The 25,978-nt window shown below is 58.7% G+C and carries 22 protein-coding genes and 1 tRNA gene; 14 read left to right on the top strand and 9 right to left on the bottom strand.

Annotated features, from left to right (window positions below):
- Positions 1 to 403 precede the first annotated feature (403 nt).
- From pbpG to pepA, 6 genes are all read right to left on the bottom strand, one after another.
- A complete protein-coding gene (pbpG, locus tag OKC28_RS05950; protein ID WP_270688136.1) occupies positions 404 to 1,231 on the bottom strand; it encodes a D-alanyl-D-alanine endopeptidase in 828 nt (275 codons plus the stop codon).
- A gap of 138 nt (positions 1,232 to 1,369) precedes the next feature.
- Positions 1,370 to 2,035, bottom strand: coding sequence for a DedA family protein (locus tag OKC28_RS05955; protein ID WP_270688138.1), 666 nt, complete (start codon positions 2,033 to 2,035; stop codon positions 1,370 to 1,372).
- An 18-nt stretch (positions 2,036 to 2,053) separates the two neighbouring features.
- Positions 2,054 to 3,346: a hemolysin family protein gene (locus OKC28_RS05960; protein WP_270688140.1), complete on the bottom strand. Its 1,293-nt coding sequence runs from the start codon at positions 3,344 to 3,346 to the stop codon at positions 2,054 to 2,056.
- A 184-nt stretch (positions 3,347 to 3,530) separates the two neighbouring features.
- Positions 3,531 to 6,395 carry a valine--tRNA ligase gene (locus tag OKC28_RS05965; RefSeq protein WP_270688142.1) on the bottom strand — a complete coding sequence of 955 codons (2,865 nt, stop codon included), beginning with the start codon at positions 6,393 to 6,395 and terminating at the stop codon, positions 3,531 to 3,533.
- 65 nt (positions 6,396 to 6,460) lie between these two features.
- A complete protein-coding gene (locus OKC28_RS05970; RefSeq protein ID WP_256687114.1) occupies positions 6,461 to 6,916 on the bottom strand; it encodes a DNA polymerase III subunit chi in 456 nt (151 codons plus the stop codon).
- Between the two features lie 174 nt (positions 6,917 to 7,090).
- Positions 7,091 to 8,599 carry a leucyl aminopeptidase gene (gene pepA, locus OKC28_RS05975; RefSeq protein ID WP_005315741.1) on the bottom strand — a complete coding sequence of 503 codons (1,509 nt, stop codon included), beginning with the start codon at positions 8,597 to 8,599 and terminating at the stop codon, positions 7,091 to 7,093.
- 172 nt (positions 8,600 to 8,771) lie between these two features.
- Between pepA and lptF the strand changes: the two genes are divergently transcribed.
- Both lptF and lptG read left to right on the top strand, forming a co-directional pair.
- Entirely contained in the window at positions 8,772 to 9,884 is a 1,113-nt protein-coding gene (gene lptF, locus OKC28_RS05980) for an LPS export ABC transporter permease LptF (RefSeq protein WP_270688145.1), read from the top strand.
- A 25-nt stretch (positions 9,885 to 9,909) separates the two neighbouring features.
- Positions 9,910 to 10,980 carry an LPS export ABC transporter permease LptG gene (gene lptG, locus OKC28_RS05985; RefSeq protein WP_059112534.1) on the top strand — a complete coding sequence of 357 codons (1,071 nt, stop codon included), beginning with the start codon at positions 9,910 to 9,912 and terminating at the stop codon, positions 10,978 to 10,980.
- Positions 10,981 to 11,052: 72 nt separating this feature from the next.
- On the opposite strand, the gene OKC28_RS05990 is transcribed toward lptG, so the two are convergent.
- Positions 11,053 to 11,574, bottom strand: a complete 522-nt coding sequence (locus OKC28_RS05990) for an RDD family protein (protein ID WP_192873253.1) — start codon at positions 11,572 to 11,574, stop codon at positions 11,053 to 11,055.
- Between the two features lie 143 nt (positions 11,575 to 11,717).
- On the opposite strand from OKC28_RS05990, the gene OKC28_RS05995 reads away from it, so the two are divergent.
- From OKC28_RS05995 to OKC28_RS06010, 4 genes are all read left to right on the top strand, one after another.
- A tRNA-Leu gene (locus OKC28_RS05995) sits at positions 11,718 to 11,803 on the top strand.
- A 604-nt stretch (positions 11,804 to 12,407) separates the two neighbouring features.
- The gene (gene amt / locus OKC28_RS06000) at positions 12,408 to 13,850 is read left to right on the top strand and encodes an ammonium transporter (protein WP_270688150.1); all 1,443 of its coding nucleotides are present in this window, start codon (positions 12,408 to 12,410) and stop codon (positions 13,848 to 13,850) included.
- Positions 13,851 to 14,041: 191 nt separating this feature from the next.
- Complete coding sequence (gene rlmD, locus OKC28_RS06005; RefSeq protein WP_270688152.1) at positions 14,042 to 15,394, top strand: 23S rRNA (uracil(1939)-C(5))-methyltransferase RlmD; 1,353 nt, start codon at positions 14,042 to 14,044, stop codon at positions 15,392 to 15,394.
- A 116-nt stretch (positions 15,395 to 15,510) separates the two neighbouring features.
- Positions 15,511 to 16,023 carry a GNAT family N-acetyltransferase gene (locus OKC28_RS06010; RefSeq protein WP_270688154.1) on the top strand — a complete coding sequence of 171 codons (513 nt, stop codon included), beginning with the start codon at positions 15,511 to 15,513 and terminating at the stop codon, positions 16,021 to 16,023.
- A gap of 233 nt (positions 16,024 to 16,256) precedes the next feature.
- On the opposite strand, the gene tppF is transcribed toward OKC28_RS06010, so the two are convergent.
- Complete coding sequence (gene tppF, locus OKC28_RS06015; protein ID WP_270688229.1) at positions 16,257 to 16,880, bottom strand: type IVa pilus pseudopilin TppF; 624 nt, start codon at positions 16,878 to 16,880, stop codon at positions 16,257 to 16,259.
- Positions 16,881 to 16,920: 40 nt separating this feature from the next.
- On the opposite strand from tppF, the gene OKC28_RS06020 reads away from it, so the two are divergent.
- The 7 genes from OKC28_RS06020 (at position 16,921) to deoD (ending at position 24,123) form a co-directional block, all read left to right on the top strand.
- Positions 16,921 to 17,709 (top strand): TatD family hydrolase, encoded by a 789-nt coding sequence (locus OKC28_RS06020; RefSeq protein WP_270688156.1) that lies wholly within the window; start codon positions 16,921 to 16,923, stop codon positions 17,707 to 17,709.
- Between the two features lie 213 nt (positions 17,710 to 17,922).
- A complete protein-coding gene (locus tag OKC28_RS06025; protein ID WP_021140884.1) occupies positions 17,923 to 19,197 on the top strand; it encodes a NupC/NupG family nucleoside CNT transporter in 1,275 nt (424 codons plus the stop codon).
- 123 nt (positions 19,198 to 19,320) lie between these two features.
- Positions 19,321 to 19,491: a XapX domain-containing protein gene (locus OKC28_RS06030; RefSeq protein WP_005320410.1), complete on the top strand. Its 171-nt coding sequence runs from the start codon at positions 19,321 to 19,323 to the stop codon at positions 19,489 to 19,491.
- 403 nt (positions 19,492 to 19,894) lie between these two features.
- Positions 19,895 to 20,668 carry a deoxyribose-phosphate aldolase gene (deoC, locus tag OKC28_RS06035; protein ID WP_059112476.1) on the top strand — a complete coding sequence of 258 codons (774 nt, stop codon included), beginning with the start codon at positions 19,895 to 19,897 and terminating at the stop codon, positions 20,666 to 20,668.
- Between the two features lie 106 nt (positions 20,669 to 20,774).
- Positions 20,775 to 22,106: a thymidine phosphorylase gene (gene deoA, locus OKC28_RS06040; protein ID WP_270688161.1), complete on the top strand. Its 1,332-nt coding sequence runs from the start codon at positions 20,775 to 20,777 to the stop codon at positions 22,104 to 22,106.
- A 14-nt stretch (positions 22,107 to 22,120) separates the two neighbouring features.
- The gene (locus OKC28_RS06045) at positions 22,121 to 23,329 is read left to right on the top strand and encodes a phosphopentomutase (RefSeq protein WP_270688163.1); all 1,209 of its coding nucleotides are present in this window, start codon (positions 22,121 to 22,123) and stop codon (positions 23,327 to 23,329) included.
- Between the two features lie 77 nt (positions 23,330 to 23,406).
- Entirely contained in the window at positions 23,407 to 24,123 is a 717-nt protein-coding gene (gene deoD, locus OKC28_RS06050; protein ID WP_005320418.1) for a purine-nucleoside phosphorylase, read from the top strand.
- 76 nt (positions 24,124 to 24,199) lie between these two features.
- On the opposite strand, the gene OKC28_RS06055 is transcribed toward deoD, so the two are convergent.
- The gene (locus OKC28_RS06055) at positions 24,200 to 24,817 is read right to left on the bottom strand and encodes an AhpA/YtjB family protein (protein WP_270688165.1); all 618 of its coding nucleotides are present in this window, start codon (positions 24,815 to 24,817) and stop codon (positions 24,200 to 24,202) included.
- Positions 24,818 to 24,936: 119 nt separating this feature from the next.
- Here OKC28_RS06055 and serB point away from each other — a divergent pair, with 119 nt between their 5' ends.
- Positions 24,937 to 25,947: a phosphoserine phosphatase SerB gene (gene serB, locus OKC28_RS06060; protein WP_021140888.1), complete on the top strand. Its 1,011-nt coding sequence runs from the start codon at positions 24,937 to 24,939 to the stop codon at positions 25,945 to 25,947.
- Positions 25,948 to 25,978: the final 31 nt, after the last annotated feature.

A 25,978-nucleotide genomic window follows, 5' to 3' on the forward strand; every position in this document is an offset into this window, starting at 1 on the left:
CGCCCGTAGCTCAGCTGGATAGAGTACCTGGCTACGAACCAGGTGGTCGGAGGTTCGAATCCTCCCGGGCGCACCATACAGATAGCCTCGACTTAGGTCGGGGCTGTTTTTTTATGTGCCGGAGCTGGCCAGACAGCCCTTGATGCCTGGCAACATGACCAATCGTCCCCTTTCTCTCCCCTCATCTATGGGTTTCCACCCGGTCTCACCCTTACGTTCACCTCGTCCTGCTGATCCCCCTCAATACCTTGCACCATAGCGCCATGCTGCGCTCCTCTGCCAAATAGCGGGATGAGCCAAGCCGATGGGCAAGCGTGGCAGGCTCGACGTGACGAGACCCGTAGAGCTGCGGCCAATAAAAAAGGATGCCGCAGCATCCTTTTTCTCACACCTGTTCAGAGACTCAGCTTTTCAGCCATTTGCGAATGCGGTTGGCATCGCCGATGGGGGTGCGCTTGCCCACAGAGTTGAGCAGTACTATGGCCAGCTCACGGCTGTCGGGTTTGGCGCGCATCACCAGACAGCGGCCTGCCTCATCGGTGAAGCCCGTTTTGGAGAGGCGCACACCCCAGTCAGGGTTCTTCACCAGCGGGTTGGTGTTGTTGAACATCAGGCGATAGGCGGGGGTACTGAAGCGCATATCCCGGTTTGCATCCTGAGTGAACTGGCGGATCAGCGGCTGGCGATAGGCGGCGGAGACGAGCTTGGCCAGATCCTGGGCGGTGGAGACGTTGCGCGTCGACAGGCCGGTGGAGTCGTGGAAGCGGCTGTTGCGCATGCCAAGCTGCCTGGCTTTGTTGTTCATGGCGCGGATGAAGGCCTGGCGGCCGCCGGGATAGTGGCGTGCCAGAGCCGAAGCCAGGCGGTTTTCGGAGGACATCAAGGTCAAATGCAGGGCATCACGGCGCGTCACCTTGGTGCCGAAACGGATGCGTGAATAGGTATGCTTGACGTTGTCCCTGTCATTCTGATCTATGGTCAGGGTCTGGTTGAGGTTCTGTCGCCCCTCCAGTACCACCAGCGCCGTCATCAGCTTGGTCAGCGAGGCGATTGGCCGAACCCGGGTGGCGTTCTTCTGATACAGAATCTTGCCCGTGTTGACGTCCACTACAAGGGCACTGCTCGATCGCAGTTGCAGTTTGGCCGGGTTGGGGGCAGCCAATGCTGCTGGCAAACCCAGCAGTCCAACCAATGCATATACCAGCGCCATTGCGCTAACCCGACACCGCATACTACCGACTCCGTTTACATCGAAAAAAAAGGCGCTAAATTCACGCATTTTTACTCTGGTTTTACAAGGGTGCCCGTGGGAATTCGCCACTATTTTGGTAAAAAAAGAGCCATCTTGCGATGGCTCTGTTCGTTTGACTCAATCCCGTGGGAGAACGGCTTTGCGTTTGCTCAGCCAGCGCCAGAGCAGGGCGACAATGCCCCCCAGCAAGAGCACCAGCGGCAGGTAGAGAATGATGCTGAGAAACTGTGACTCATACTGGGCTGCAAGCTTGGTGTGGCTCAGGTAGTAACCCAGCCCGACCAGCGGGCAGATCCACATGATGGAGCTGATCAGATTGACGATGAGAAAGCGCCCCTGGGGGATCTCGGTCGCTCCGACGATATAGGGATAGGCAGTGCGTACGAAAGCAATATAGCGGGCAGTGATCAGGGTCAGGATGCCGTACTTGTCCAGCAGATAGAAGACCTTCTCCTTGTGCCTCTCTTCCACATGGGACAAGAGACGATGGTACATCTGGGTGTGGCCGAGGAAGCGACCCTGCATATAGCCCAGCCAGGTACCGATGAAGGTAGCCAGGATAAGTAGCGGCACTATGCTCAGGGAGAGCACATCCTGATAGATGAGTACCCCCGTGAGGATCAGCAGGCTATCCCCGGGCAAGAAGGCGGTAGGGATGAAGCCATTCTCCAGCACCAGAAACGTCAATAACACGCCGCAGACCATAAAGGCCATCTTGGGATCGGACAAGGTCACCAGATCCTGATGCATAAAGGCGTGAGCCAGTTGGTAAAACTGCTCCATTCTTGCAAACTCCGCAGGTTAGCTGGGTTGATCGAGCAAAGGCATGGCGATCACCTTGTCGATGCGCAGACCATCCATGTCAACAATTTCCAGTTGCCACTGTTCCAGTGTGACCAGATCTCCGATCCTGGGAACACGGCCAAGGAGCAGCATAATAAGCCCTCCGAGGGTGTGGTAGTGATGTTTTTCTTCTTCCGGTAGTCGAACCAGTCCGAGGCAGTCCTTCAACTCCGGCAGGGGAATGAGGCCGTCCAGCAGCCAGCTGCCATCGGCTCGCTGGAATGCCCAGTTATCCTCGCTGTCTTCCTGCTGAAAATCGCCTGCCAGCGTCTCCAGCAGATCCTGCTGAGTGACCAGCCCCTGCAACTCGCCATATTCGTCCACTACCAGCACCATGTGCTCGGCGTGGGTGCGAAAATGGTTGAGCAGCTCGAGTCCGTTGAGGGTCTCCGGCAACAGGCTGCCATCCTGGGTCAGGGCCGCCAGATCGATGGGCTCCCCCTTGATGTAGGCGTGCAGCACCTTGCTGACGTTGATGATGCCCACCAGATCGGAAAGGCTGCCATCACAGACAGGGAAGAAGCTGTGGCGATACTCCACCAGTCGCTGTAGATTCACCTCCAGTGGCAGTGCGAGATCCAGATAACGGATGTCGCTGCGCGGCACCATCAGGGAGGCCAGGCTGCGTTCGTCGAGACGAAACACGTTGCGCAGCATAGTGTGTTCATGATCTTCGATGACCCCGGCTTCCGAGCCCTCCGCCAGCATGGCGTGGATCTCCTCCTGGGTCACGTTGGCACCACCATCCTGCTTGGCCTTGAGAATACGCAGGCTGGCGTTGGTGGAGGCCGACAGCAGCCAGACGAAGGGGCGCGTGATGGCAGCCAGCCACATCATGGGGCGGGCTACCAGACAGGCGAGGCGTTCGGCGTTGAGCTGACCGAGGCGTTTTGGCACCAGTTCACCGACAACGATTGAGAGGTAGGTGACGATGACGATCACCAGCACGGTCGCAAGCATGCTGCTGCTCTTGGCGGCCATGCCCCACTCCTGCAGCCAGAGCGCCAGCGGTTGGGCCAGCAGTGACTCGCCGTAGATGCCGTTGAGCAGACCTATGCTGGTAATGCCTATCTGGACGGCGGAGAGGAAGTTGGTCGGATCTTCGCTCAGTCTGAGGGCTATGGCAGCAGAACGACTCCCTTCGCTCGCCATCTTGCCGAGGCGGGCCTTGCGTGCGGTAACAATGGCGATTTCCGACATGGCAAAGACGCCATTGAGCAAAATCAATCCAAACAGGATCAATATTTCCATACTGCCACTGCACTCCCGATAGAAAAGATCGCTGGCAGTGTAATGAATTTGGGGGAAATTCGCTTGTGAAAGCAGGTGATTTGGCTCGCTAAATTTGTATGAAAATGTGAGCAAACCCGCAGGGATGGGGCAGATAAACAAAAGCCCCCTGTGAAAAGGGGGCTTTGTCAGGACTGCAGCCGACTTACAGGGCGGCGATCTCTACCTGCTGTGCCTCGAGCGTCACCAGCTGGGCACGGTACTCTTCCAGCTTCTCGCGCTCCTTGGCAATGACGGCTTCCGGTGCCTTGGCCACGAAGGCTTCGTTGCCGAGCTTGCCTTCGATACGGGCGCATTCACCGACCAGCTTGGCCACTTCTTTGGCCAGACGGGTCAGTTCGGCATCCTTGTCGATGAGGCCAGCCATGGGGATCATCAGCTCGGTGGCACCGATCAGCTTCTTCACCGACAGGGGGGGCACTTCGCCGTCCGCCAGTACGCGGATGGACTCCAGACGGGCCAGGGACTTGAGGAAAGCCTCGTTGTCACCGGCGCGCTGGGTGTCCTTGGCATCACATTTGAGCAGCACGTTCAAGGCCACGCTCGGCGCCACGTTCATCTCGGCGCGGATGTTGCGAATGCCGACGATAAACTCCTTCACCCACTCCTGATCCGCCATCGCAGCGTCGTCTACCTTGGCGGCATCGAACTGCGGGAAGGCTTGCAGCATGATGGTGTCGGCGTGCACGCCGGTCAGCGGCGCCACCGATTTCCAGATGGTTTCGGTGATGAACGGGATGATCGGGTGCGCAAGACGCAGCAGGGTTTCCAGCACAGTCACCAAGGTGTGACGGGTGGCGCGCTGCTCGGCCTCGGAGCCTTTGCCCAGTACCGGCTTGGTCAGCTCCAGATACCAGTCGCAGAACTGGTTCCAGATAAATTCGTACAGCACGCCAGCCGCGATGTCGAAGCGGTAGGTATCGAGCGCGGTGCGGAAGTCGTGGATGGCGACCTGCAGCTGGGACTGGATCCAGCGATCCGCCAGACTGAACTGCATTTCGCCGCCATTGCCTTGTGAAGAGAAGCCGCAATCCTGATCTTCGGTGTTCATCAGCACGTAGCGGGAGGCGTTCCACAGCTTGTTGCAGAAGTTGTTGTAACCGTCCAGGCGCTTCATGTCCCAGTTGATGTCACGACCGGTAGAGGCCAGCGCCGCAAGGGTGAAGCGCAGGGCGTCGGTGCCGTGAGCCTCGATCCCTTCCGGGAACTGCTTGGCGGTACGCTTGCCGATCTTCTCGGCCATCTGCGGCTGCATCATGTTGCCGGTGCGCTTCTCCATCAGGTCTTCCAGCGAGATGCCGTCGATCATGTCGAGGGGATCCAGCACGTTGCCCTTGGACTTGGACATCTTCTGGCCTTCTTCGTCACGGATCAGACCCGTGATGTAGACGGTCTTGAACGGGACTTGCGGCTGGCCGTTTTCGTCCTTGATGAAGTGCATGGTCATCATGATCATCCGGGCGATCCAGAAGAAGATGATGTCGAAGCCGCTCATCAGCACGTCGGTCGGGTGGAAGGTCTTGAGCGCTTCGGTGTTGTTCGGCCAGCCCAGGGTGGAGAAGGTCCACAGGGCGGAGCTGAACCAGGTGTCGAGCACGTCTTCGTCCTGACGCAGCACTGTCACGGACGGTATGCTGTGCTTGGCACGCACTTCCGCCTCGTCACGGCCCACGTAGACATTGCCGGCGTCGTCATACCAGGCCGGGATGCGGTGACCCCACCACAGCTGACGGGAGACACACCAGTCCTGAATGTCGCGCATCCAGGAGAAGTACATGTTCTCGTACTGCTTGGGCACGAACTGGATGCGGCCATCTTCCACCGCTTCGATGGCGGTCTTGGCCATCGGCGCCACGCGCACGTACCACTGGTCGGTCAGCATCGGCTCGATGGGCACGCCGCCGCGATCGCCGTAGGGCTGCTGCAGCACATGATCCTTGATTTCGGCCAAGAGACCCAGCTCGTCCAGCTTGGCGACAATCGCTTTGCGGGCAGCGAAGCGCTCCATACCGGCGAACTCGCTCGGCAGGGCGACGTCGTAGGCGGTGCTGGGGTTGCCGTTGGTGTCGACCACTTCGGCCTCGGCGCGCACGTGGGCGTCCAGGGTGAAGATGTTGATCATCGGCAGGTTGTGGCGCTTGCCCACTTCGTTATCGTTGAAGTCGTGAGCCGGGGTGATCTTCACGCAGCCGGTGCCCTTCTCCATGTCGGCGTGCTCGTCGGCAACGATGGGGATCAGACGGTTCACCAGTGGCAGCAGTATGTGCTGGCCGATCAGCGCTTTGTAACGGGGATCTTCCGGGTTCACGGCCACGGCGGTATCGCCCAGCATGGTTTCCGGACGGGTGGTGGCGACGATCAGGTGATCCTGACCCTCGGCGGTCTTGGCGCCGTTGGCCAGCGGATAGCGAAGGTGCCACATGTGGCCCTTGATCTCGCGGTTTTCCACTTCCAGGTCGGAGATGGCGGTGTTGAGCTTCGGATCCCAGTTCACCAGACGCTTGCCGCGGTACATGAGGCCATCTTCGTAGAGACGGACGAACACTTCCTGCACGGCGCTCGAGAGACCCTCATCCATGGTGAAGCGCTCGCGCTCCCAGTCCACCGAGTCGCCGAGGCGGCGCATCTGGCGGGTGATGGTGCCACCGGACTCTTCCTTCCACTGCCAGATCTTGTCGATGAAGGCATCACGGCCGTAGTCGTGACGGGTCTTGCCCTCTTCGGCGGCGATCTTGCGTTCCACCACCATCTGAGTGGCGATACCGGCGTGGTCGGTGCCCGCCTGCCACAGAGTGTTCTTGCCCTGCATGCGGTTGTAGCGGATCAGGGTATCCATCAGGGTTTGCTGGAAGGCGTGACCCATGTGCAGGCTGCCGGTGACGTTCGGCGGCGGGATCATGATGCAGAAGGAGTCTTTGCTGGTGTCGCCGTGGGGCTTGAAGTAACCCTGGGCTTCCCAGTGCTGATAGAGCGCCTGTTCGATGGCGTTGTGATTAAAAGTCTTTTCCATGGTCTCGCCGTAATCTGGATGGATGGAGTCTGGTGTTGATTCGTCGTGGATCGAGGGTGGTGCAGTCAGGGCTGCGCCGGATCCGGTGCGGCAAGGACGGGCTGATCCCTCATCTCGAGGGCATGGCCTGCCTGGCGATAGTGCTTGTAGCGCTCGCGGGCTTGCTGCTTTTGCGTTTCGTCAGTGGGGACAAAATCTACCACTTGAGCGAAGTGTCCTGCAAACAAAGGTGTCTCTCTGGCCAGATTGATGAGGCGGGCGTAGCGCCGTTTCGGCGGCTGATGACCTATCTCCACCGGCGCCTGACCGCTCTCGCCTTGCAACTGGTGCGGCACGAAACGCTCCGGTGGCAGTTGCCACAGCAGCTCGTCCAGGCGCAGGGCCTGGGTCTCATCGTCGCAAAACAGGTAGAGGTGGCCTGCGCCCCACGACTCGGCCGCCAGTTGGCAGGCGAGCCGTTCGACGGCGCTGGCCTGTGCGTCATCCTGTTCGTTCATCAGGTAAAAAGTCACTTGGCTCATCAGGTTGATCCCGTTTTGCGGTGACGGACTATTGACCGCCGAAGAGGCTGACAGGGAGTTTTCCCGCCTGCTGCTCACTGATTCAAGAATGAAACAAGGAAGAGGCGGGCCTCTTCCTTGTGGTACTGGGCAACTCCCGGGCTTCCGATGCATTCATCGAAAGGGGCAGGGGAGTTACTCTTTTTCTTCGATATCCACGCCTGCCCGGTTGAGCAGGAACTGGGTCAGCAGGGGAACCGGACGACCGGTGGAGCCTTTGTCCTTGCCACTCTTCCAGGCAGTCCCGGCGATATCCAGGTGGGCCCAGTTGTACTTCTTGGTGAAGCGTGACAGGAAGGCGGCAGCGGTAATGGTGCCGGCCGGACGCCCGCCTATGTTGGCCATGTCGGCAAACGGGCTCTCCAGCTGTTCCTGATACTCGTCGAACAGCGGCAGGCGCCAGGCGCGATCGCCAGCCTGCTCGGAGGCATTGAGCAGTTCGTGAGCCAGCGGGTTGTGGTTGGCCAGCAGACCCGTGGTGTGGTGACCCAGCGCTATGATGCAGGCACCGGTCAGGGTGGCCACGTCGATGACGGTCTCGGGATCGTAACGGTCCACATAGGTCAGCGCATCGCACAGCACCAGACGGCCTTCCGCATCCGTGTTCAGCACTTCAATGGTCTGGCCGGACATGGAGGTGAGGATGTCACCCGGGCGATAGGCGTTGCCACCCGGCATGTTCTCGCAACCCGCCAGTACGCCGATGACATTGATGGGCAGCTGCAACTGTGCCAGGGCATGCATGGTACCGAGCACGGAGGCGGCGCCGCCCATGTCGTACTTCATCTCGTCCATGCCTTCGGCCGGCTTGATGGAGATGCCGCCCGAATCGAAGGTCAGACCCTTGCCGACCAGCACTATGGGCTTGGCATCGGCGTTGCCCTTGTATTCGATGATGGCCATCATGGCTTCATTTTCGGAGCCACGGGCTACCGCCAGATAGGAGTTCATGCCGAGCTCGGCCATCTCCTGCTCGCCGATCACCTTGGTGGTGATATTGTCGAAAGAGTCTGCCAGACGGCGGGCCTGGGAGGCCAGATAGGCCGGATTGCAGACGTTGGGCGGCATGTTGGCCACGTCGCGGCAGACTCGGACTCCTTTCGCCACGGCCAGACCGTGGGCGATGGCTTTTTCACCAATGGTCAGTTCCCGACGCGTCGGCACATTGAATACCAGCTTGCGCAGCGGGCGGCGCGGCTCGGCCTTGTTGGTCTTGAACTGATCAAAGTTGTAGAGGCCCGCCTTGGTGGTTTCCACCGCCTGACGCACCTTCCAATAGGTATCCCGCCCCTTGACGTGCAACTCGGTCAGGAAGCAGACAGCCTCCATGGAGCCGGTTTCGTTCAGGGTGGTGATGGTCTTGTTGATGATCTGCTTGTACTGGCGTTCGTCGAGTTCCCGCTCCTTGCCACAACCGACCAGCAGCACGCGCTCACTGAGCACGCCTGGTACTTGATGCAGCAACAGCATCTGGCCTGGTTTACCTTCCAGGTCGCCACGGCGCAGCAGCGAGCTGATGTAGCCATCGCTGATCTTGTCCAGTTGTTCGGCAACCGGAGAGAGGCGACGGGGCTCGAATACGCCGACCACGACGCAAGCACTGCGTTGCTTCTCAGGACTGCCACTCTTTACACTGAACTCCATGGAATCTCCTACATCCTAAAGACAAAAGGCACCTTTTATTGAATAATGCGGTGCTTGTTGGGGTATCAGAGGCGGAGCGAACAGCCATAGGCTCCGCAGTTCAAACTGGTAAAAATCCAATATACGGCCCTATTTTTCAGGCATTCGACTAAAAACACAAGTTTACTTGGGAATGACTGTGATCGTTTTCCGATATTTGTTCAGGGAAACCCTGAAAACGCAGCTGGCAGTGTTATTCGTATTGCTGCTTATCTTTGTCAGCCAACAATTTATCAAGATCATCGGCGATGCCGCCGATGGCGAGGTACCGACACGCCTGGTTTCCACCCTGCTGCTGCTCAACTTGCCCAATATGGCGTTGTTGATGCTGCCTATCAGCCTGTTTTTAGCCATCTTGTTTGCTCACGGGCGCCTGTATGCCGAAAGTGAGATGACGGTGCTGCATGCGGTGGGATTCAGTCACCGCTTCGTGATGCGCTGCGCCATGGTGCTGGCCCTGTTGACTGCCGCCGTTGCGGCCTTCAACACCGGCTGGATAGCTCCCCAGGCCAAGGAGCGGGAGTATCAGGTGATCGATGAATTCAAGGCGGATCCGGGTATCTCTTTCCTGCAGGCGGGTCGCTTCATGGAGCTCGACAAGGGGCGCCTCGTTGCCTACATTCAGGAGTTGAATGACAAGGGGTCTTTGCTGCAGAAAATCTTCGTGCTGCAACGCTCCCATGATGGCAAGCCGCCCTCTGTGGTGGTCGCGACGGAAGGGGTAGTGACCCTCGACAGCAATGGCCTGCAATGGTTGACCCTGAAAGATGGTTCTCGCTATGAGGGGCACTTCAGCACCAGGCAGTTCCAGATCTCCGAATTTGACGAGTACAGTCTGGTGATCCGTCAGCAGGAGATGGAGCGTTCCAACCGCAAGGCGGCCGCCAGGCCGACGGTCGAGCTGCTGGGGACTCAGGACAACAGCATGATGGCCGAGCTGCAGTGGCGTATCTCGTTGCCGCTCTCCATTCTGGTGCTCACCTTCCTGGTAGTGCCACTGGCGCGGGTCAACCCCCGTCAGGGCCGTTATGCCAAGCTGCTGCCGGCCATCTTGCTCTATCTCTCCTACTTCCTGTTGCTCAGCGCGGCGCGCTCGGCCATCGACAGCGGACGTCTGCCCCATTGGCCGGGTATGTTCCTGGTGCCCCTGGTCTATCTGCTGTTGATCGGCCTGCCGCTCAACTTGCAGGGCACCAGTTGGTGGAATGGGATGAAAGGGCGCTATTTCAACAGAAAATCAGCATGATGCTGCAACTTAGGAATCTCGCCTGATGTTTGGCATTCTCGATAGATATATCGGCAGGGTCATTTTCATGTCGATCCTGCTGTGTGAACTGACCCTGGTCGGATTGGCTGCACTCATCAAGTATGTGGAGCAGCTCAGGTCGGTCGGGGAAGGCAACTACGACATGATCAATGCCCTCTATTATGTCCTGCTCTCCATGCCCAAGGAGGCGGTTCAGTTCTTCCCGCTGGCTGCCCTGCTGGGCGGACTCATAGGGCTGGGTCAGCTGGCGACCAGCTCTGAGCTGGTGGTGATGCAGGCGGCGGGCCGCTCCAAGATCAGTATTGTGATGGCGGCGCTCAAAACCGCCATTCCCTTGATGATACTGGTGGGCCTGATGGGGGAATATGTGGCGCCCATCGCCAAGCGGATGGCAGACGACGTCAAGGCTGGCGCGCTGTCAGAGGGGCGATTGACTGTTTCTGCTTATGGGGTCTGGGCACGTGATGGCAACAACTTCGTCAATATCAACGGGGTGCGCAACGATGGTGCACTGACCGGCATCACCCTCTATCGCTTCACGCCAGAGCGTAAACTGATCGATATCCTCCAGGCTCGCGAAGGCGTGTTTGAGCAGCATCACTGGCTGCTCAAGCAGGTCCAGATCACCCGTTTTGACGATCCCGCTCAGATCCTGAGCGAGACGCAGGCCCAGATGGAGTGGAGCTCCGAGCTCACGCCCAAGCAGCTCGGGGTGGTGAGTATCGACCCAGAAAACCTGCCGGTGGCCGGTCTGCTCGACTACATCGGCTATCTGGACGCTAACAAGCAGGACGCCGGGCGTTACAAGCTGGAGATGTGGCGCAAGCTGTTGTCGCCGCTCTCCGTGGTGGCCATGATACTGCTCGCCTCCTCCTTCATCTTCGGCCCGCTGCGCTCGGTGAGCATGGGCGCCCGCATGCTGATGGGGATCATGACAGGCTTCGCCGTCTATGTGAGCGATCGTGTGTTCGGGCCCATCAGTCTGGTGTACGCAGTGCCACCGATCCTGGCCGCCATTGCTCCCAGCCTGCTGTTTGGTGGTATCTCCTTCTATATTCTGAGCCGCAAACAGTAGCGGCCTGTATAGACCAAACAAGAAGGGCACCCACTGGGTGCCCTTCTTGTTATTCATATCCTGCTCGCCAGCTCACTTGTTCAGCTGCTCCAGGTTCTCCTGCTTGCTCAACACCACCACTTCGCACTCGGACCAGATGTCCTGAAAGGCGCGGGGAGCCTTGCGGTTGAACAGACACATCAGGTTGCCAAGGCCGAATGCCGCCGTCGCCAGCCGGATCAGGGCCTGGGTGATGCGAATATTGCTGCCATCCGCATTCTGAATGCGCAGTCGCCAGGCGCGCATGCCTATGGTCTGACCGGCACGGGTCCAGAACCAGGTGTAGAAACCGCAGATGATGAAGGCGAGCCAGGCGCTGTAGAGCGGGCTGGTCAGCAACCAGGAAGCGTCTTTGCCTTCCGGAAGGGTAGCTGCGCCGGTTGCCAGCAGCAGATGCGCGACCCCCATACCGATAAAGCCTGCGATGATCAGCAAAGAGATGACCACCAGATAGTCATAGAGCAGAGCGCCGAGGCGGCGTAGCAGACCAGCCGACGGGTAGTGCGGGGTAGCGGTAGAGACAGGTTTTGGTGAGACGGGTGTACGCTTGGCCATCGTTTTTATTCCATTAATATGATGCGGGCATTCTATGTAACTGACCTTGCATCGGCAAGGCGTTGAATAAATGAGCAAACGAGAGCGTGCACAAGAAAAACACCTTGCATGGCATCGCGCCATTCGTATAATCCCTCGCAGTTGCCCGGGTGGCGAAATCGGTAGACGCAGCGGATTCAAAATCCGCCGATGAATAATCGTGTCGGTTCGAGTCCGACCCCGGGCACCATCAACTAATTCAATGACGTAAGGCCACCCGAGCGGGTGGCCTTACGTTTTTTCAGTTTCTGAACATTGTGTTATGGCGCCAAAGTGGCGGCATGTTCATGACTGTGCCCTGTCAGATCCAAGCCAATAGCAAAGACCACCCTTGCTGATGGCCTTGGATATTGCGTCACTGCTTGCCTCTCTTCACTGCTTTCTCTCTGTGTCCGGATTCATCACTGGCGGTAGCCAGGTATATCCCGTTGTCACCTGCGGTTTTGTCGTCACCGGTCTGTCATCTGCCCTGGCTTATGCTCTGCTCTATTTCGGTGCGAGCGGGTTACCCTGCACAGCATAAGTGCGCCTTTGCTCCCATGCTGACGTACCTTGTGATCAACTCTGGTGCATTGCTCAGCCTGTATGACCACAAGATATTGATCTTAAATGATTTAGTGAGTTGGCCTGTTTTATGCTTTGAGATTGCCATGATGCTGGACAAGTCGATGCACTGCCGAGTAACAGTGGTGCAACAAAGTGAATTCAGTGTGCGGCGCGACTCATGGATTCGATATTCATATCAGGAAATGGACCCGGACTGGTGCCGGGACGACAGGGAAGGAGAAGGCAGTATGCTCAAGAGACTCGTGATGACAGGCTGGTTGGCGCTTGCCGCCTTGCTGGCCAGCCCCAGTTGGGCTGAAGAGCTGGTGACCGCATCGGTCGATGTCGTGCAGGCAGCGGCGCCAGTGGTGGCTGCCGTGACCATCAACAAGGGTGACAATACCTGGATGCTGCTCTCTGCAGCCTTGGTGATCCTGATGTCGATCCCCGGGTTGGCGTTGTTTTATGGCGGTCTGGTACGTAGCAAGAACATGTTGAGCGTACTGATGCAGGTGTTCACCCTGTTCTCGCTCATCTGCGTGCTGTGGGTGATCTACGGTTATTCACTGGCCTTTACCGAGGGCAACAGCCTTTACGGTTCTTTCAGCAAGGTGCTGCTCAAGGGGGTAACCCCTGATTCCATCGCGGCCACTTTCAGCAAAGGCGTCGGTATCAGCGAGTTTATCTATGTGGTGTTCCAGGGGGCTTTCGCGGCCATTACCTGCGGCCTCATCGTGGGGGCCTTCGCCGAGCGCATCAAGTTCGCCGCCGTCTTGCTGTTCTCGGTGATCTGGTTCACCTTCGCCTACATACCGCTGGCCCACATGGTGTGGTACTGGGCGGGCCCGGATGCCTATACCACGGTTGATGCTGCAGCCGCAGCAACGGCGACGGCCGGTTATCTGTTCCAGCATGGTGCACTGGATTTTGCCGGTGGCACTGTGGTGCACATCAACGCCGCCGTAGCCGGTCTGGTGGGGGCTTATCTGGTGGGCAAGCGTCTGGGTTACGGTCGTGATCCCATGACACCGCACAGCCTCACCATGACCATGATAGGGGCCTCCCTGCTCTGGTTCGGCTGGTTCGGGTTCAACGCAGGCTCAGCACTGGAAGCCAATGGCACCGCCGCGCTGGCCTTTATCAACACCTGGGTGGCCCCGGCCGCCGCTGCGCTCTCCTGGACCTTGGCCGAGTGGGTGATGAAGGGGCGTCCCTCCTTGCTGGGCGCAGCCTCAGGTGCCGTCTCCGGTCTGGTGGTGATCACCCCGGCGGCCGGTTTTGTCGGTGTGGGTGGTGGCCTGGTGATGGGTCTGATTGGTGGCGTGGCGGGGTTGTGGGGAGTTCACGGTCTCAAACGCTTGCTTGGCGCCGATGACAGTCTTGACGTGTTTGGTGTGCATGGTGTGTGCGGCATTCTCGGTGCCCTGCTGACCGGCGTCTTCGCCAGCCCGGATCTGGGCGGTACTGGTGTGTGGGACTATGTCACCAACCAGGTTGCGGAGGGTTACTCCATCCTGGCTCAGGTGAAGATCCAGGCCATCGGGGTCGGGGTCACCATCCTCTGGTCCGGTGTTATCTCTGTGGTGGCTTTCAAGCTGGTGGATCTGATGGTCGGTCTGCGAGTCAAAGAAGATGCGGAGCGTGAAGGACTGGATGTCACCACCCACGGTGAGAAAGCTTATAGCCTGTAACCCAGTCGTGGCCCTGTGCCAACAAGAGTGCGCCGCCGGTTATGCCGGCGGCGTTTTTATGCCTGCAAAAGTAGAGTGCGCTTTACCCAACCTTTTAGGCCTGCAATTTGGGCAGATCTCCGCTAAACTCTGCCACCCTTAATGGGCTTGCCCCATTTTCCCCATCATTTTCTATGCCTTTGGAGCCGCTCATGCCGTTAGTGGGACATCAACACCAGATCGAGATCCTGGAACTGACTGACAAGGGAGATGGCAAAGGACGCCTGTTCGACCGCCCCCTGTTCGTTGAGGGTCTGCTGCCCGGTGAGCAGGCGCTGGTGGAGCTGACCGAGGTCAAGCCGAACTATCTGCACGGCAAGGTCACCGAGCTGCTCCAGCCCTCTGCCGATCGGGTCGCCGACTTTTGCCCCAATACCGAGTGCGGCGGTTGTCAGGTACGCCCGCTGGCCTATCCGGCCCAGCTCAAGCTCAAGCAGGCTCTGGTGCAGAGCGCACTGGAGCAGGCCGGGCTGGGTGATACCCCGGTCAAGGCGATCCTTGGCATGGAAAGCCCGTTCGCCTATCGCAACAAGGCGCAATATGCGGTGCGTGGCTGCGACGCCGGTGCCGAGATTGGCTTTTATCGCAAGCACTCTCACGATCTCATCACCGCCGACGATTGCGCTGTGCAGGACTCGTTGCACGTGGAGCTCAATGCCCGGGTGCGCAACTGGATGCGCGAGCATGACATCGCGGCCTATGACGAGGTGAACCACACCGGCTGTGTGCGCAACCTGATGACCCGCAAGGGCTTCAAGAGCGGCGAGCTGATGGTGGTGTTGGTGACCCTGGGTGAAGCGCTGCCGTTCGAAGCCGAGCTGCTGGTTGCCCTGAGCGATCTGCCCATCACCACCCTGGTGCAGAACATCAACGATGAGCGCACCAACCGCATTCTGGGGGCCAACAACCGGGTGCTGCTGGGGGAAGGGGTGATCTGCGACAAGATCCATGAACTCGAGTTCGAGATCTCGCCGCTCTCCTTCTTCCAGAACAACCCGACCCAGACTGACGTGCTCTACTCCAGCGCTCTCGAGTATGCCGAGCTGACCGGCAACGAGACTGTGTTCGACATCTATTGCGGTATCGGCACCATCTCCCTCTTCCTGGCTGGCAAGGCCGCCAAGGTGGTGGGGATAGAATCGGTCGAGAGCGCCATCAGCGATGCCCGTCGCAACGCGGCCCTCAACGGCATAGAGCACACCGAATTCCATGTGGGCAAGGCCGAGCAGCTGATGCCCGAGCTGTACGCCCAGGGCGTGACCGCCGATGTGGTGGTGATGGATCCGCCCCGCAAGGGTTGTGACAAGGCGGTACTGCAGACTCTGGTCGCCATGGCACCGCGTCGTCTGGTCTATGTATCCTGCAACCCGCAGACCCTGGCCCGCGACCTCGCCTGGCTGGTCAAGCAGGGCTTTGTGCTGGACGAAGTGCAGCCGGTGGACATGTTCCCTCACTCCATGCATGTGGAAGCGGTTGCCCGTTTGAGCCTGCCTGCCAGCAAGTGATCTGCCGGTATCGCCATTGATTGAACTGGCCCGATGGCTCTGATAAAAACGACTCCAAATGGAGTCGTTTTTTTATGACCGTGATCCGGTGCAACAGCCAAACAGGGAGGGTAAGCATGACGATTCGTATGGCAAACGTGGAGGATGCGGCGGCGCTGGACCACTTCTTTCAGCAACTGGATCGGGAGACCCGCTTCATGCTGTATGAGGCAGGGGAGCGCCCCTCCGATGTCGAGGGACAGCGCCAGCATCTGGCGGCTATGCAGGCCAGCCTCAATCAGCGGATGTGGCTGCTGAGCCTGGGCGGTGAGGTGCAGGGTTTTGCCGTCCTGTTGGGAGGGAACATGCATCGCAATCGCCATTGTGCACTGGTGGTGATGGGGCTGCGGCCGAGTGCGCGCGGTCAGGGCTGGGGAGAGCGGTTACTGCGCACGCTTATTGAGGCTGCCAGCGATCTGGGTATCAGCAGGCTGGAGCTGGGTGTCATGGCCCATAACGAGGTGGCCCATTCACTCTACCGCAAGTGTGGTTTCAGGGATGAGGGGTTGCGGCGGCAGGCGTATCGGCTGGACGAGGGTTATGTCGACGAGATCAGCATGGGGCTGCTGTTGCCATCCGGGGCGCCATGATGATGCCGGCCCGATGGTTCTGGGTTGGCAAGGGGGAATGGGGCTGAGTATCGAATGGCTCGATGAAGAGAGGAGTGCGCTGATGAAAGGTATCTTGTTACGCTGGCTGGCCCGCTACGATGCGTGGTGCGAGGAGTGGGGACTCACGCCGGAGAACCGGCGCTGCTGCATGCCGGTTCGTTATGATGAAGATGAGACAAAGAAGGCTGAGCCAGCGTGCGATGCAGAGTCTCTCAATCAAAATTGTGAGTCACGGCCCCGGTAACGCTGTTGTAGTCGAAGGAGAGGCCATCCGGATAGGCCGGGAAGCGGCCGATGGAGGCGCGCAGGGTATAGCGGCAGTTGCTGTGAGGCTCGCCATCTTCATCTATAAAGTTGCCGGGTTGCTCGCTGGACAGGTAGTCGGCGCTCGCTTTGATGTCGGAATCCTGATCGACCGATGCGACTTTATAGCTGCTGTCCAGCAGCCCCTGAAACAACAAGCGGCAATCTGACTGGTTGCTGACAGAGATGTAGCTTCCCTGACCTGGAACATAGGGCTCATTGATCCCCTTGCTGCCCTGATCCTCCTCCGTGCCAGCGGGCCAGCCATAACGGTTGATGTCGAGATCCTGCTTACCCATGCCGCTAAAGTTATAGAGTGCCAGCGGCTCCCCTTTCGTCTTGACCGCCCAGCCAGCGTGGGCCAGTTGCACCGCACCGGCAAAGCTGGCTGCGGTGGTGGAGACAGTGCTCTTGAGCGCATCATCCTTGATATTGATGAAGCGGGGCAGGGCGGTGACGGCCAGGATCCCCAGCACTATGATGACCAGCACCAGTTCAATCAGGGTAAAGCCAAGGTTCGAGCGTTTCATTATTGAGTAGACCCATCAAATACGACAAACAGGTGAAAGTGACATGCAACTGATCGACACCCATTGCCATCTCGACTTCCTGGTCTTCGATCCCGACCGGACGGCGCTGCTGGCCGAGTGCCGGCAGTTGGGGGTCGGCGAGTATATCATTCCCGCCGTGGGGGAGGAAAACTGGGCCCGGGTGATGGCGCTGAGCGAACAGCATGCGGGCATTGCCTATGGACTGGGTATTCATCCCTGGTACGTGGGCGCCCAGACGCCAGGGGCATTGACCCGGTTGCAAGGATTGCTGGCTGCCCGGCCTTGCGGTCTGGTGGCGGTTGGGGAATGCGGGCTGGATCTGCGCTCCCATGTGCCGCAGGAGGGGCAGCTTGAACTGTTCGAGGCGCAGATCAGGCTGGCCATGGATCATGAGCTGCCACTGATTATCCACTCGGTGCGGGCCAACGATACGGTCGCGAAAATATTGCGCCGCTTCAAACCGGCCAGAGGCGGAGTCATTCATGCCTTCAGCGGTTCGCTGCAACAGGGACAGGCATTCTGGCAATTGGGGTTTCGATTGGGGGTCGGAGGAGTGATCAGCTTTGATCGGGCCAACAAGACACGAGAGGCGATCCGCGATCTGCCGCTGGAAGCCTTGCTGCTGGAGACGGACGCGCCGGACATGCCGTTGCAAGGGCAGCAGGGGCGACCAAACACCCCCGCCAACTTGCCAAAAATTGCGCAACTATTGGCCGAGTTGCGGCAACAGCCATTGTCTCATGTTGCTTCGGTGTTACATGAATCCACTTTGCGTGCTTTCCAGATCGAAAGAGGGTTTGGTAACATTTGATTAACGTCAGGTTGCGTTGTGCTGAAAGTTGCAGGGAGTAAAAATCGTTTGCGGTCTAATTTGGCGACCTCCAGCGTATTTCATGCTTATAAAATGTGACCAGCATTCTACTTTGTCTTCCTGTAATTAGTATAATGCGCACCCTTGATTGACAGCAGAAACACACAAGTTGTTAACAAGCTGGAAGGTGCTACTAAAGAGGAAGTGTTAATAATGAATTTGATAATGGGTCTGGTGGGGATGGCAACGCTCATCCTTATCGCGGTGCTGTTCTCCAGCAACCGCAAGGCAATAAGAATTCGCACCGTGGCCGGTGCCTTCGCAATCCAGGCTGGTCTGGGTGCATTTGTACTGTATGTCCCTGTGGGTCGCGATATTCTGGTGGGTGTATCTGATGCCGTTTCCAGCGTCATCGGTTATGGCCAGAATGGTATCGACTTCCTGTTCGGTGGCCTGGTCAGCAACAAGATGTTTGAAGTGTTCGGTGGCGGCGGCTTTATCTTTGCCTTCCGCGTTCTGCCCGTCATCATCTTCTTCTCTTCCCTGATCGCAGTTCTTTATTATCTGGGCATCATGCAGTGGGTGATCAAGCTGCTGGGTGGTGGCCTGCAAAAAGTACTGGGCACTTCCCGTACCGAATCCCTCTCTGCGACTGCCAACATCTTCGTTGGTCAGACTGAAGCGCCGCTGGTTGTGCGTCCTTTCATCTCCAAGATGACTGACTCCGAGCTGTTCGCCGTCATGTGTGGTGGTCTGGCCTCCGTTGCAGGTTCCGTGCTGGCAGGTTACGCCTCCATGGGCGTCAAGATGGAATACCTGATTGCCGCCTCCTTCATGGCCGCGCCGGGTGGTCTCCTGTTCGCCAAGCTGCTGGTGCCGGAAACCGAATCCCCCAGCTATGACGAAAACTCTGCTGAAGGCGATCTGGAAGACAAGCCTGCCAACGTGATCGATGCTGCCGCTGCCGGTGCATCCGCCGGTCTGCAACTGGCTCTGAACGTAGGTGCTATGCTGCTGGCATTCATCGGCCTCATCGCCATGATCAACGGTATCTTCTCTGGTGTGGGTGGTTGGTTCGGCATGCCGGAGCTTTCTCTGGAACTGCTGCTGGGCTGGTTGTTCTCCCCGCTGGCCTTCCTGATCGGTGTACCCTGGAGCGAAGCCGTGGTTGCCGGTTCCTTCATCGGCCAGAAACTGGTGGTGAACGAATTCGTGGCTTACCTGAACTTTGCCCCGTATCTGAAGGATGAAGTACTGATCAACGGTGTGGCCATGTCAGAGCACACCAAGGCCATCATCTCCTTCTCCCTGTGCGGCTTTGCCAACCTCTCCTCCGTTGCCATCCTGCTGGGTGGTCTGGGATCAATGGCACCGAACCGTCGCAGCACCATTGCCAAGTTTGGTCTGAAAGCCGTACTGGCTGGCTCTCTGTCCAACCTGATGTCTGCCACTATCGCAGGCTTCTTCCTGGCACTGACTGCCATGTAATATTTGCCTGACACACAGGTAAAGACGAACGCCACAGCGAAATGCTGTGGCGTTCGCGTTTGGGGCGGTGACAACCGTTTTCCTTTCTAAACTAATAATAAAATGAGTCAAATCGGAGGTTATATGAATGAAGTGCTACTGGCGATGGCGGCCGGCTTTATCGTTGGCTTGTTGTTTTCTTTCCTCAAATTGCCGATCCCTGCACCACCCGTCCTGTCCGGGGTGATGGGGATCGTCGGAGTCTATCTTGGGGGCATTGCTTACTCTTGGGTACTCACACGTTTCTTCTCTTGATGCACTTTCCAGTACCGGATTTGCCAGATGTGAGGTACCTCTGAAATTGGCAAATCCGGCTTGCAAACACGGGGTATCTCGGCTGAAATAGGCATTGCCAGCAGGGTGCTGGCATTGACTAATACCCGATCAAGTCGGGTGTTGGCGGTCAAATGGAATTGATTGGGAAGTCGGGTCAGAAGTCGTCGACCTTTCTCAAGTCTTCATGGAACCAAGTCCGCACTTTTGTAAGAAAGTGACAGGGCTCTTGCCTTATTTACAGTCGTAGTGTCTGCATGGTGCCTGTGCATTCGCGCTGTAATTCCATTCCCGTATCCTGGGGAGTCGTGCCTTGCTGGTTGCGTTGCGACAAGCAGACGCTCGCCCTTGAGATCTGGATTAAATCGAGACTTTGGAGAATAGAATGACTGATCTGAAACTGGCCGCCCAACGCGCCCTGAACCTGATGGACCTGACCACCCTGAACGATGATGACACCGATCAGAAGGTTGTCGACCTGTGCCGCAAGGCCAAGTCACCGGCCGGCCTGACCGCCGCTGTCTGCATTTACCCCCGTTTCATCCCCATCGCTCGCAAAACCCTGCGTGAAATCGGTGCCGCCGACGTGCGCATTGCGACCGTTACCAACTTCCCCCATGGCAACGACGACATCGAGATCGCCGTGGCCGAGACCCGCGCCGCCGTCGCCTACGGTGCCGATGAGGTGGACGTGGTATTCCCGTACCGCGCCTTCATGGCTGGCAATGAACAGGTTGGCTTCGATCTGGTCAAAGCTTGTAAGGAAGCCTGTGGCGACAAGGCACTGCTGAAAGTGATCATCGAGACCGGCGAGCTGAAGGAAGAAGCACTGATCCGTCGTGCTTCCGAGATCTGTATCGATGCCGGTGCCGATTTCATCAAGACCTCCACCGGTAAAGTGCCGGTCAATGCGACCCCGGAAGCGGCCCGCATCATGATGGAAGTGATCAAGGCCAAGAACCCGAAAGTCGGCTTCAAGCCGGCCGGTGGCGTAAAAGATGCCGCTGTCGCGGGTCAGTACCTCGCCATGGCTGAAGAGATCCTGGGCAAAGACTGGGTATCCGCCCGCACCTTCCGCTTTGGTGCATCCAGCCTGTTGGCCAGCCTGCTGGCCACGCTGGGGCATGGCGACAAGCCTGCCAACACCAGCGGTTACTAAGTTGATGAGAGGGCGAGCGCGGCTCGCCCTGTTATGCCCCCGCCAGACGGCGTGCGGGCAGGGATAACGGCTTAGGTAACGCCAGCAATGGCGGAGGGAATGAAAGATGTTTTTGCCTCAAGAAATTATTCGCAAGAAGCGCAACGGTGAAGCGCTCAGTACCCAAGAGATTCAATTCTTCGTTCAGGGCATTACCAACAACACCATAGGCGAGGGCCAGATTGCAGCGCTGGCGATGGCGGTTTACTTCAAAGACATGACCATGGATGAACGGGTCGCCCTGACCTGTGCCATGCGTGACTCCGGCATGGTATTGAACTGGGAGCACCTCAATCTGGGGGGCCCCATTGTCGACAAGCACTCCACCGGTGGCGTGGGTGATGTGGTCTCCCTGATGCTGGGCCCCATGGTCGCCGCCTGCGGTGGTTTCGTGCCCATGATCTCCGGCCGCGGTCTGGGTCATACCGGTGGTACTCTGGACAAGCTGGATGCCATTCCCGGCTACCAGACCTCGGTCGACAACGATCGTTTCCTGAAAGTAGTGAAAGAGGCGGGTGTGGCCATCATAGGCCAGACCGGCGATCTGGCGCCCGCCGACAAGCGCATCTATGCGGTACGCGACATCACGGCGACCGTTGAATCCATCGCCATGATCACCGGCTCCATCCTCTCCAAGAAGCTTGCCTCCGGGCTGGAAGCGCTGGTGATGGACGTCAAGGTGGGGTCAGGCGCCTTCATGCCGACCTTTGAAGCGTCCGAAGAGCTGGCCAAGAGCATAGTGGCCGTGGCCAACGGGGCTGGCTGCCGCACTTCAGCGCTCTTGACCGACATGAACCAGGTGCTGGCCTCCAGCGCTGGTAACGGGGTGGAAGTGCGTGAAGCGGTGCGTTATCTGACCGGTGAATATCGCAACCCGCGCATTCACGAAGTCACCATGAGTCTGTGTGCCGAGATGCTGATCTCTGCCCATCTGGCCAGCGATGACGCCGATGCTCGCCGCAAACTGCAGGCTGTGCTGGACAACGGCAAAGCGGCCGAGATCTTCGGGCGCATGGTCACTGGTCTTGGTGGTCCGTCCGATTTCATGGAACGTTATGACAGTCACTTGCCCAAGGCTGCTATTGTGCGCCCTGTGTATGCTGCCAATGCCGGCTTCGTGACCGCCATGGATACCCGCGAGCTGGGTCTGGCCGTGGTTGCCATGGGTGGCGGTCGCCGCGCGGCGGGTGACAAGCTCGATTACGCCGTCGGTCTGACCGACTTTATCCGACTGGGTCAAAGCGTCCATGCTGACAAGCCGCTCGCGCTGATCCACGCTCAAACTGAAGATCAATTTGCTCAGGCTGCCAGCATGGTGCAGGCAGCTGTCAAGATCGGTGATACCCAGCCCCAGGCGTTGCCTGAGGTTTACCGTCGCATCGGTCTGGCTGATTTGTAACAAGGGGAAAACCCATGAAACGTACCTTTATTCTGATGATGGACTCTTTCGGTATTGGCGCTGCTGCCGATGCCGACAAGTTCGGAGATGTGGGCGCCAATACCCTTGGCCATATCGCCAAGGCCTGCGCTGCGGGTGACATTGAAGGCCGTGGCGCCCTCAATCTGCCGAACCTGAACAAACTGGGTCTGGGCCATGCGGGCGAACTCGCTTCCGGCTACTTCCCGGCAGGGTTGAAGAAGGATATCGAGGTTGTCGGTGCCTACGGTTTCGCTCAGGAGCTCTCTTCTGGCAAGGACACACCGTCCGGCCACTGGGAGATTGCAGGTGTGCCCGTGCTGTTCGAGTGGGGCTACTTCAAGGATCACCACAACAGCTTCCCGCAGGCGCTGCTGGACGCCATCGTCGAGAAGGCTGGGCTGTCGGGTTACCTCGGCAACTGCCATGCCTCCGGTACCCAGGTGCTGGATGACCTTGGCGAAGAGCACATGCGCACCGGCAAGCCGATCCTCTACACCTCTGCCGACTCCGTGTTCCAGATCGCCTGTCACGAAGAGACCTATGGCCTCGAGAAGCTCTATGAGCTGTGCCACATAGTGCGCGAGCTGCTGGAGCCCTACAACATAGGCCGCGTCATCGCGCGTCCGTTCGTGGGCAGCGGCAAGGGCAACTTCAAGCGTACCGGCAACCGTCACGACTACTCTGTGCTGCCGCCGGCGCCGACAGTGCTGGATTACATGAAAGAAGCGGGTGGTCAGGTGGTCTCCATCGGCAAGATCGCCGACATCTATGCCAACCAGGGCATCACCAAGCAGGTGAAGGGCACGGGTCTGACCGAGCTGTGGGACAGAACCCTGGAAGAGGTGAAAGCGGCCGGTGACAACACCATCGTCTTCACCAACTTCGTCGACTTCGACTCTTCCTACGGTCACCGTCGTGACGTGAAAGGCTACGCCGATGCACTGGAGTACTTCGACTCCCGTCTGCCGGAGCTGTTCGAGATACTGCAGGACGGCGATGTGGTGGTGCTGACCGCCGACCACGGCTGCGATCCTACCTGGGGTGGCACGGATCACACCCGTGAATACATCCCCGTGCTGTTCTTCGGCAAGCCGGTCAAGGCGGGTTCCGTCGGTCGTCGCGAGACCTTTGCCGACATCGGCCAGAGCATAGCGGCCTATCACGGTTTGCCGAAATTGGAATACGGTACCAGCTTCCTGTAATTTACCCGCCCGTCACTCAGGTGGCGGGCAACCAATAAAGACAATAAAACTCAACCTAGTGTGAAGGAATCAAGAGAATGGCAACTCCTCATATCAATGCGAAAGATGGCGCCTTTGCCGATACCGTACTGATGCCGGGTGACCCCCTGCGCGCCAAGTACATCGCCGAAACCTTCCTGGAGAACGTCGAGCAGGTGTGTGACGTGCGCAGCATGCTCGGCTTTACCGGCACCTACAAGGGTCGTCGCATCTCCGTCATGGGCCACGGTATGGGCATTCCATCCTGCTCCATCTACGCCAAAGAGCTGATCACCGACTACGGTGTGAAGACCCTGATCCGCGTGGGTTCCTGTGGTGCCGTGCGTGAAGACGTGAAACTGCGCGATGTAGTGATCGGTATGGGTGCCTGCACCGATTCCAAGGTCAACCGTCTGCGCTTCAAGGATCACGACTTCGCTGCCATTGCAGACTTCGACCTGGTCGCCAATGCAGTGCAAGCCGCCAAGAACAAGGGCGTACCGGTGCGCGTGGGTAACATCTTCTCCGCCGACCTGTTCTATACCCCGGATCCCTCCATGTTCGACGTCATGGAAAAATACGGCATCCTGGGTGTCGAGATGGAAGCTGCCGGTATCTATGGCGTGGCCGCAGAGTACGGTGCCAAGGCACTGACCATCTGCACCGTCTCCGACCATATCCGTACCGGCGAGCAGACCACCTCCGAAGAGCGTCAGCTGACCTTCAACGACATGATCGAAATCGCGCTGGACTCCGTCCTGCTGGGCGACAAGTAATCCCCATTCACATCATGCAAAACGGCGACCCTCGGGTCGCCGTTTTTTTTTATGAGCTGACTGTCCTGTTGCCGGTTCAGCTTGCCGGCGTATCCGATGAGGGCGGACTCTTCTTCTTGTGTTTGCGCACCCGCATGTAGTTGCGGCGTACACCATAGGAGATAAGCAGACCGGCCAGCAGCGCCACCAGCAGCATCAGCCGCTGTTTTTCCTGGACTACCTTGAGCCGGGTGTCCTTCTCCGCCAGTAATTGATGCTCTTCCAGCGTGATGCGCAGGTAACCCAGCGTCTGTTCCTCATCCAGTATCTCCTGCACAAACTGGATACGTCCCTTGCCCTGCTCAGGCAGCGACTTGTTGTCACCGCCGATGGGGAGCAGGCTGTCCAGTGGCACGGCCTGATCCGATTGGGCGAGGGGAATGCCACGGGCATCATAGAGGGTGGCATCGAGGATCTCGGGCTCGGCGGCCAGATCCTGGGCGAGCCGTTCCAGCTCGCTGTTCTTGTCCTCTTTGATCCAGCGTTTCATGTCGCGGGCAGCATAGGCGACCAGTGCCTGGGCCCGGTTGCGCGCCTCGCTGTGTAGCGATGCCTGGCTCTCGCTCTGCATGTGGATGAGCACACCGAGTACCCAGAGGCCGAGCAGTATACCGGCGCCCAGGCTGAGAACGCGTTTGATGGGAAGATGACGCAAGCGTTGAGCCTCCTGATGACAAGCGGTGGCAGGATCTTGGCGCTTGCCTGTACAAAAAGCAATACGCTACTCTGGGCCAGTTTTGTAACCCCATGATCACCAAGGAAGGTTCTATCCCTATGCTGTTGTCCCAATTACCCGCTGCCTTGTCCGAGTGGCCAGAGTGCCTGCACAGCGCCCCCTGGTGGCAGCTGACGCCACAAGCCTTGCTGCCCGTTGCCCAGCCGCTGGACGGTGCCTGGCTGGTGCTGTTTGGCAAGCCTCTTGCCGCTCGGCATCTGGCGCGTCTGGCCGAGCTGCTGGTGGCGCAGGATATTCAGGCGCAGCTCTATCCGCCGAGCACACCAGCCGGGGTGCCCTTGCTGTTGCTGGGCACGGACAGGTTCTCCCCCGAGCTGGTGCAGTTGCTTAAGGCCGAGGAGTGGGACATCGACATCTGCCATCTGTCCGCGCTGCCTACCCTGAACGAGCCCGGCTTGCTGGTGATGGACATGGACTCAACCGCTATCCAGATCGAGTGCATCGACGAGATTGCCCGTCTGGCTGGCGTGGGAGATCAGGTTGCCGCCGTGACGGCCGCCGCCATGCAGGGCAAGCTGGAGTTTTCCGACAGTTTGCGTAATCGGGTCGCCCTGCTGGCGGGCGCATCAGTTACCATTCTCGATGAGGTGGCGGCCCAGATGCCCTGGATGCCAGGGCTGCAGCTAATGGTCGATACCCTCAAGCAGGCCGGTTGGAGGGTGGCGATCGCCTCGGGCGGTTTCACCCGTTTCGCCGGTGAGTTGCAGCAGGCGCTGGGGCTGGATGCCATCTTCGCCAACGAGTTGGCCGTCGAGGGGGCACAGCTGACCGGCCAGGTGAGTGGGCGCATCGTCGATGCCAGCGTCAAGGCAGACGTGCTGCAACAGCTGGCGACAGCGTTCGGTATTCGTCCTGCCCAGACAGTGGCCATTGGCGATGGCGCCAATGATCTGAAAATGATGGGGGTGGCCGGACTCGGCATCGCCATTCACGCCAAACCGCTGGTGCGGGCCCAGGCTGCTGCCACCTTAAACCATCATGATCTGGAAGGGGTGATCTGCCTGCTGGGGGCTCTTGCCTGTCGCGATCGCCGCTGGGATCGCAACTGATCTCTGATTAGCCGCGAACAACTGACCCCAC

This window comes from Aeromonas sp. D3 (genome assembly GCF_027705025.1).
Lineage (GTDB): Bacteria > Pseudomonadota > Gammaproteobacteria > Enterobacterales > Aeromonadaceae > Aeromonas > Aeromonas salmonicida.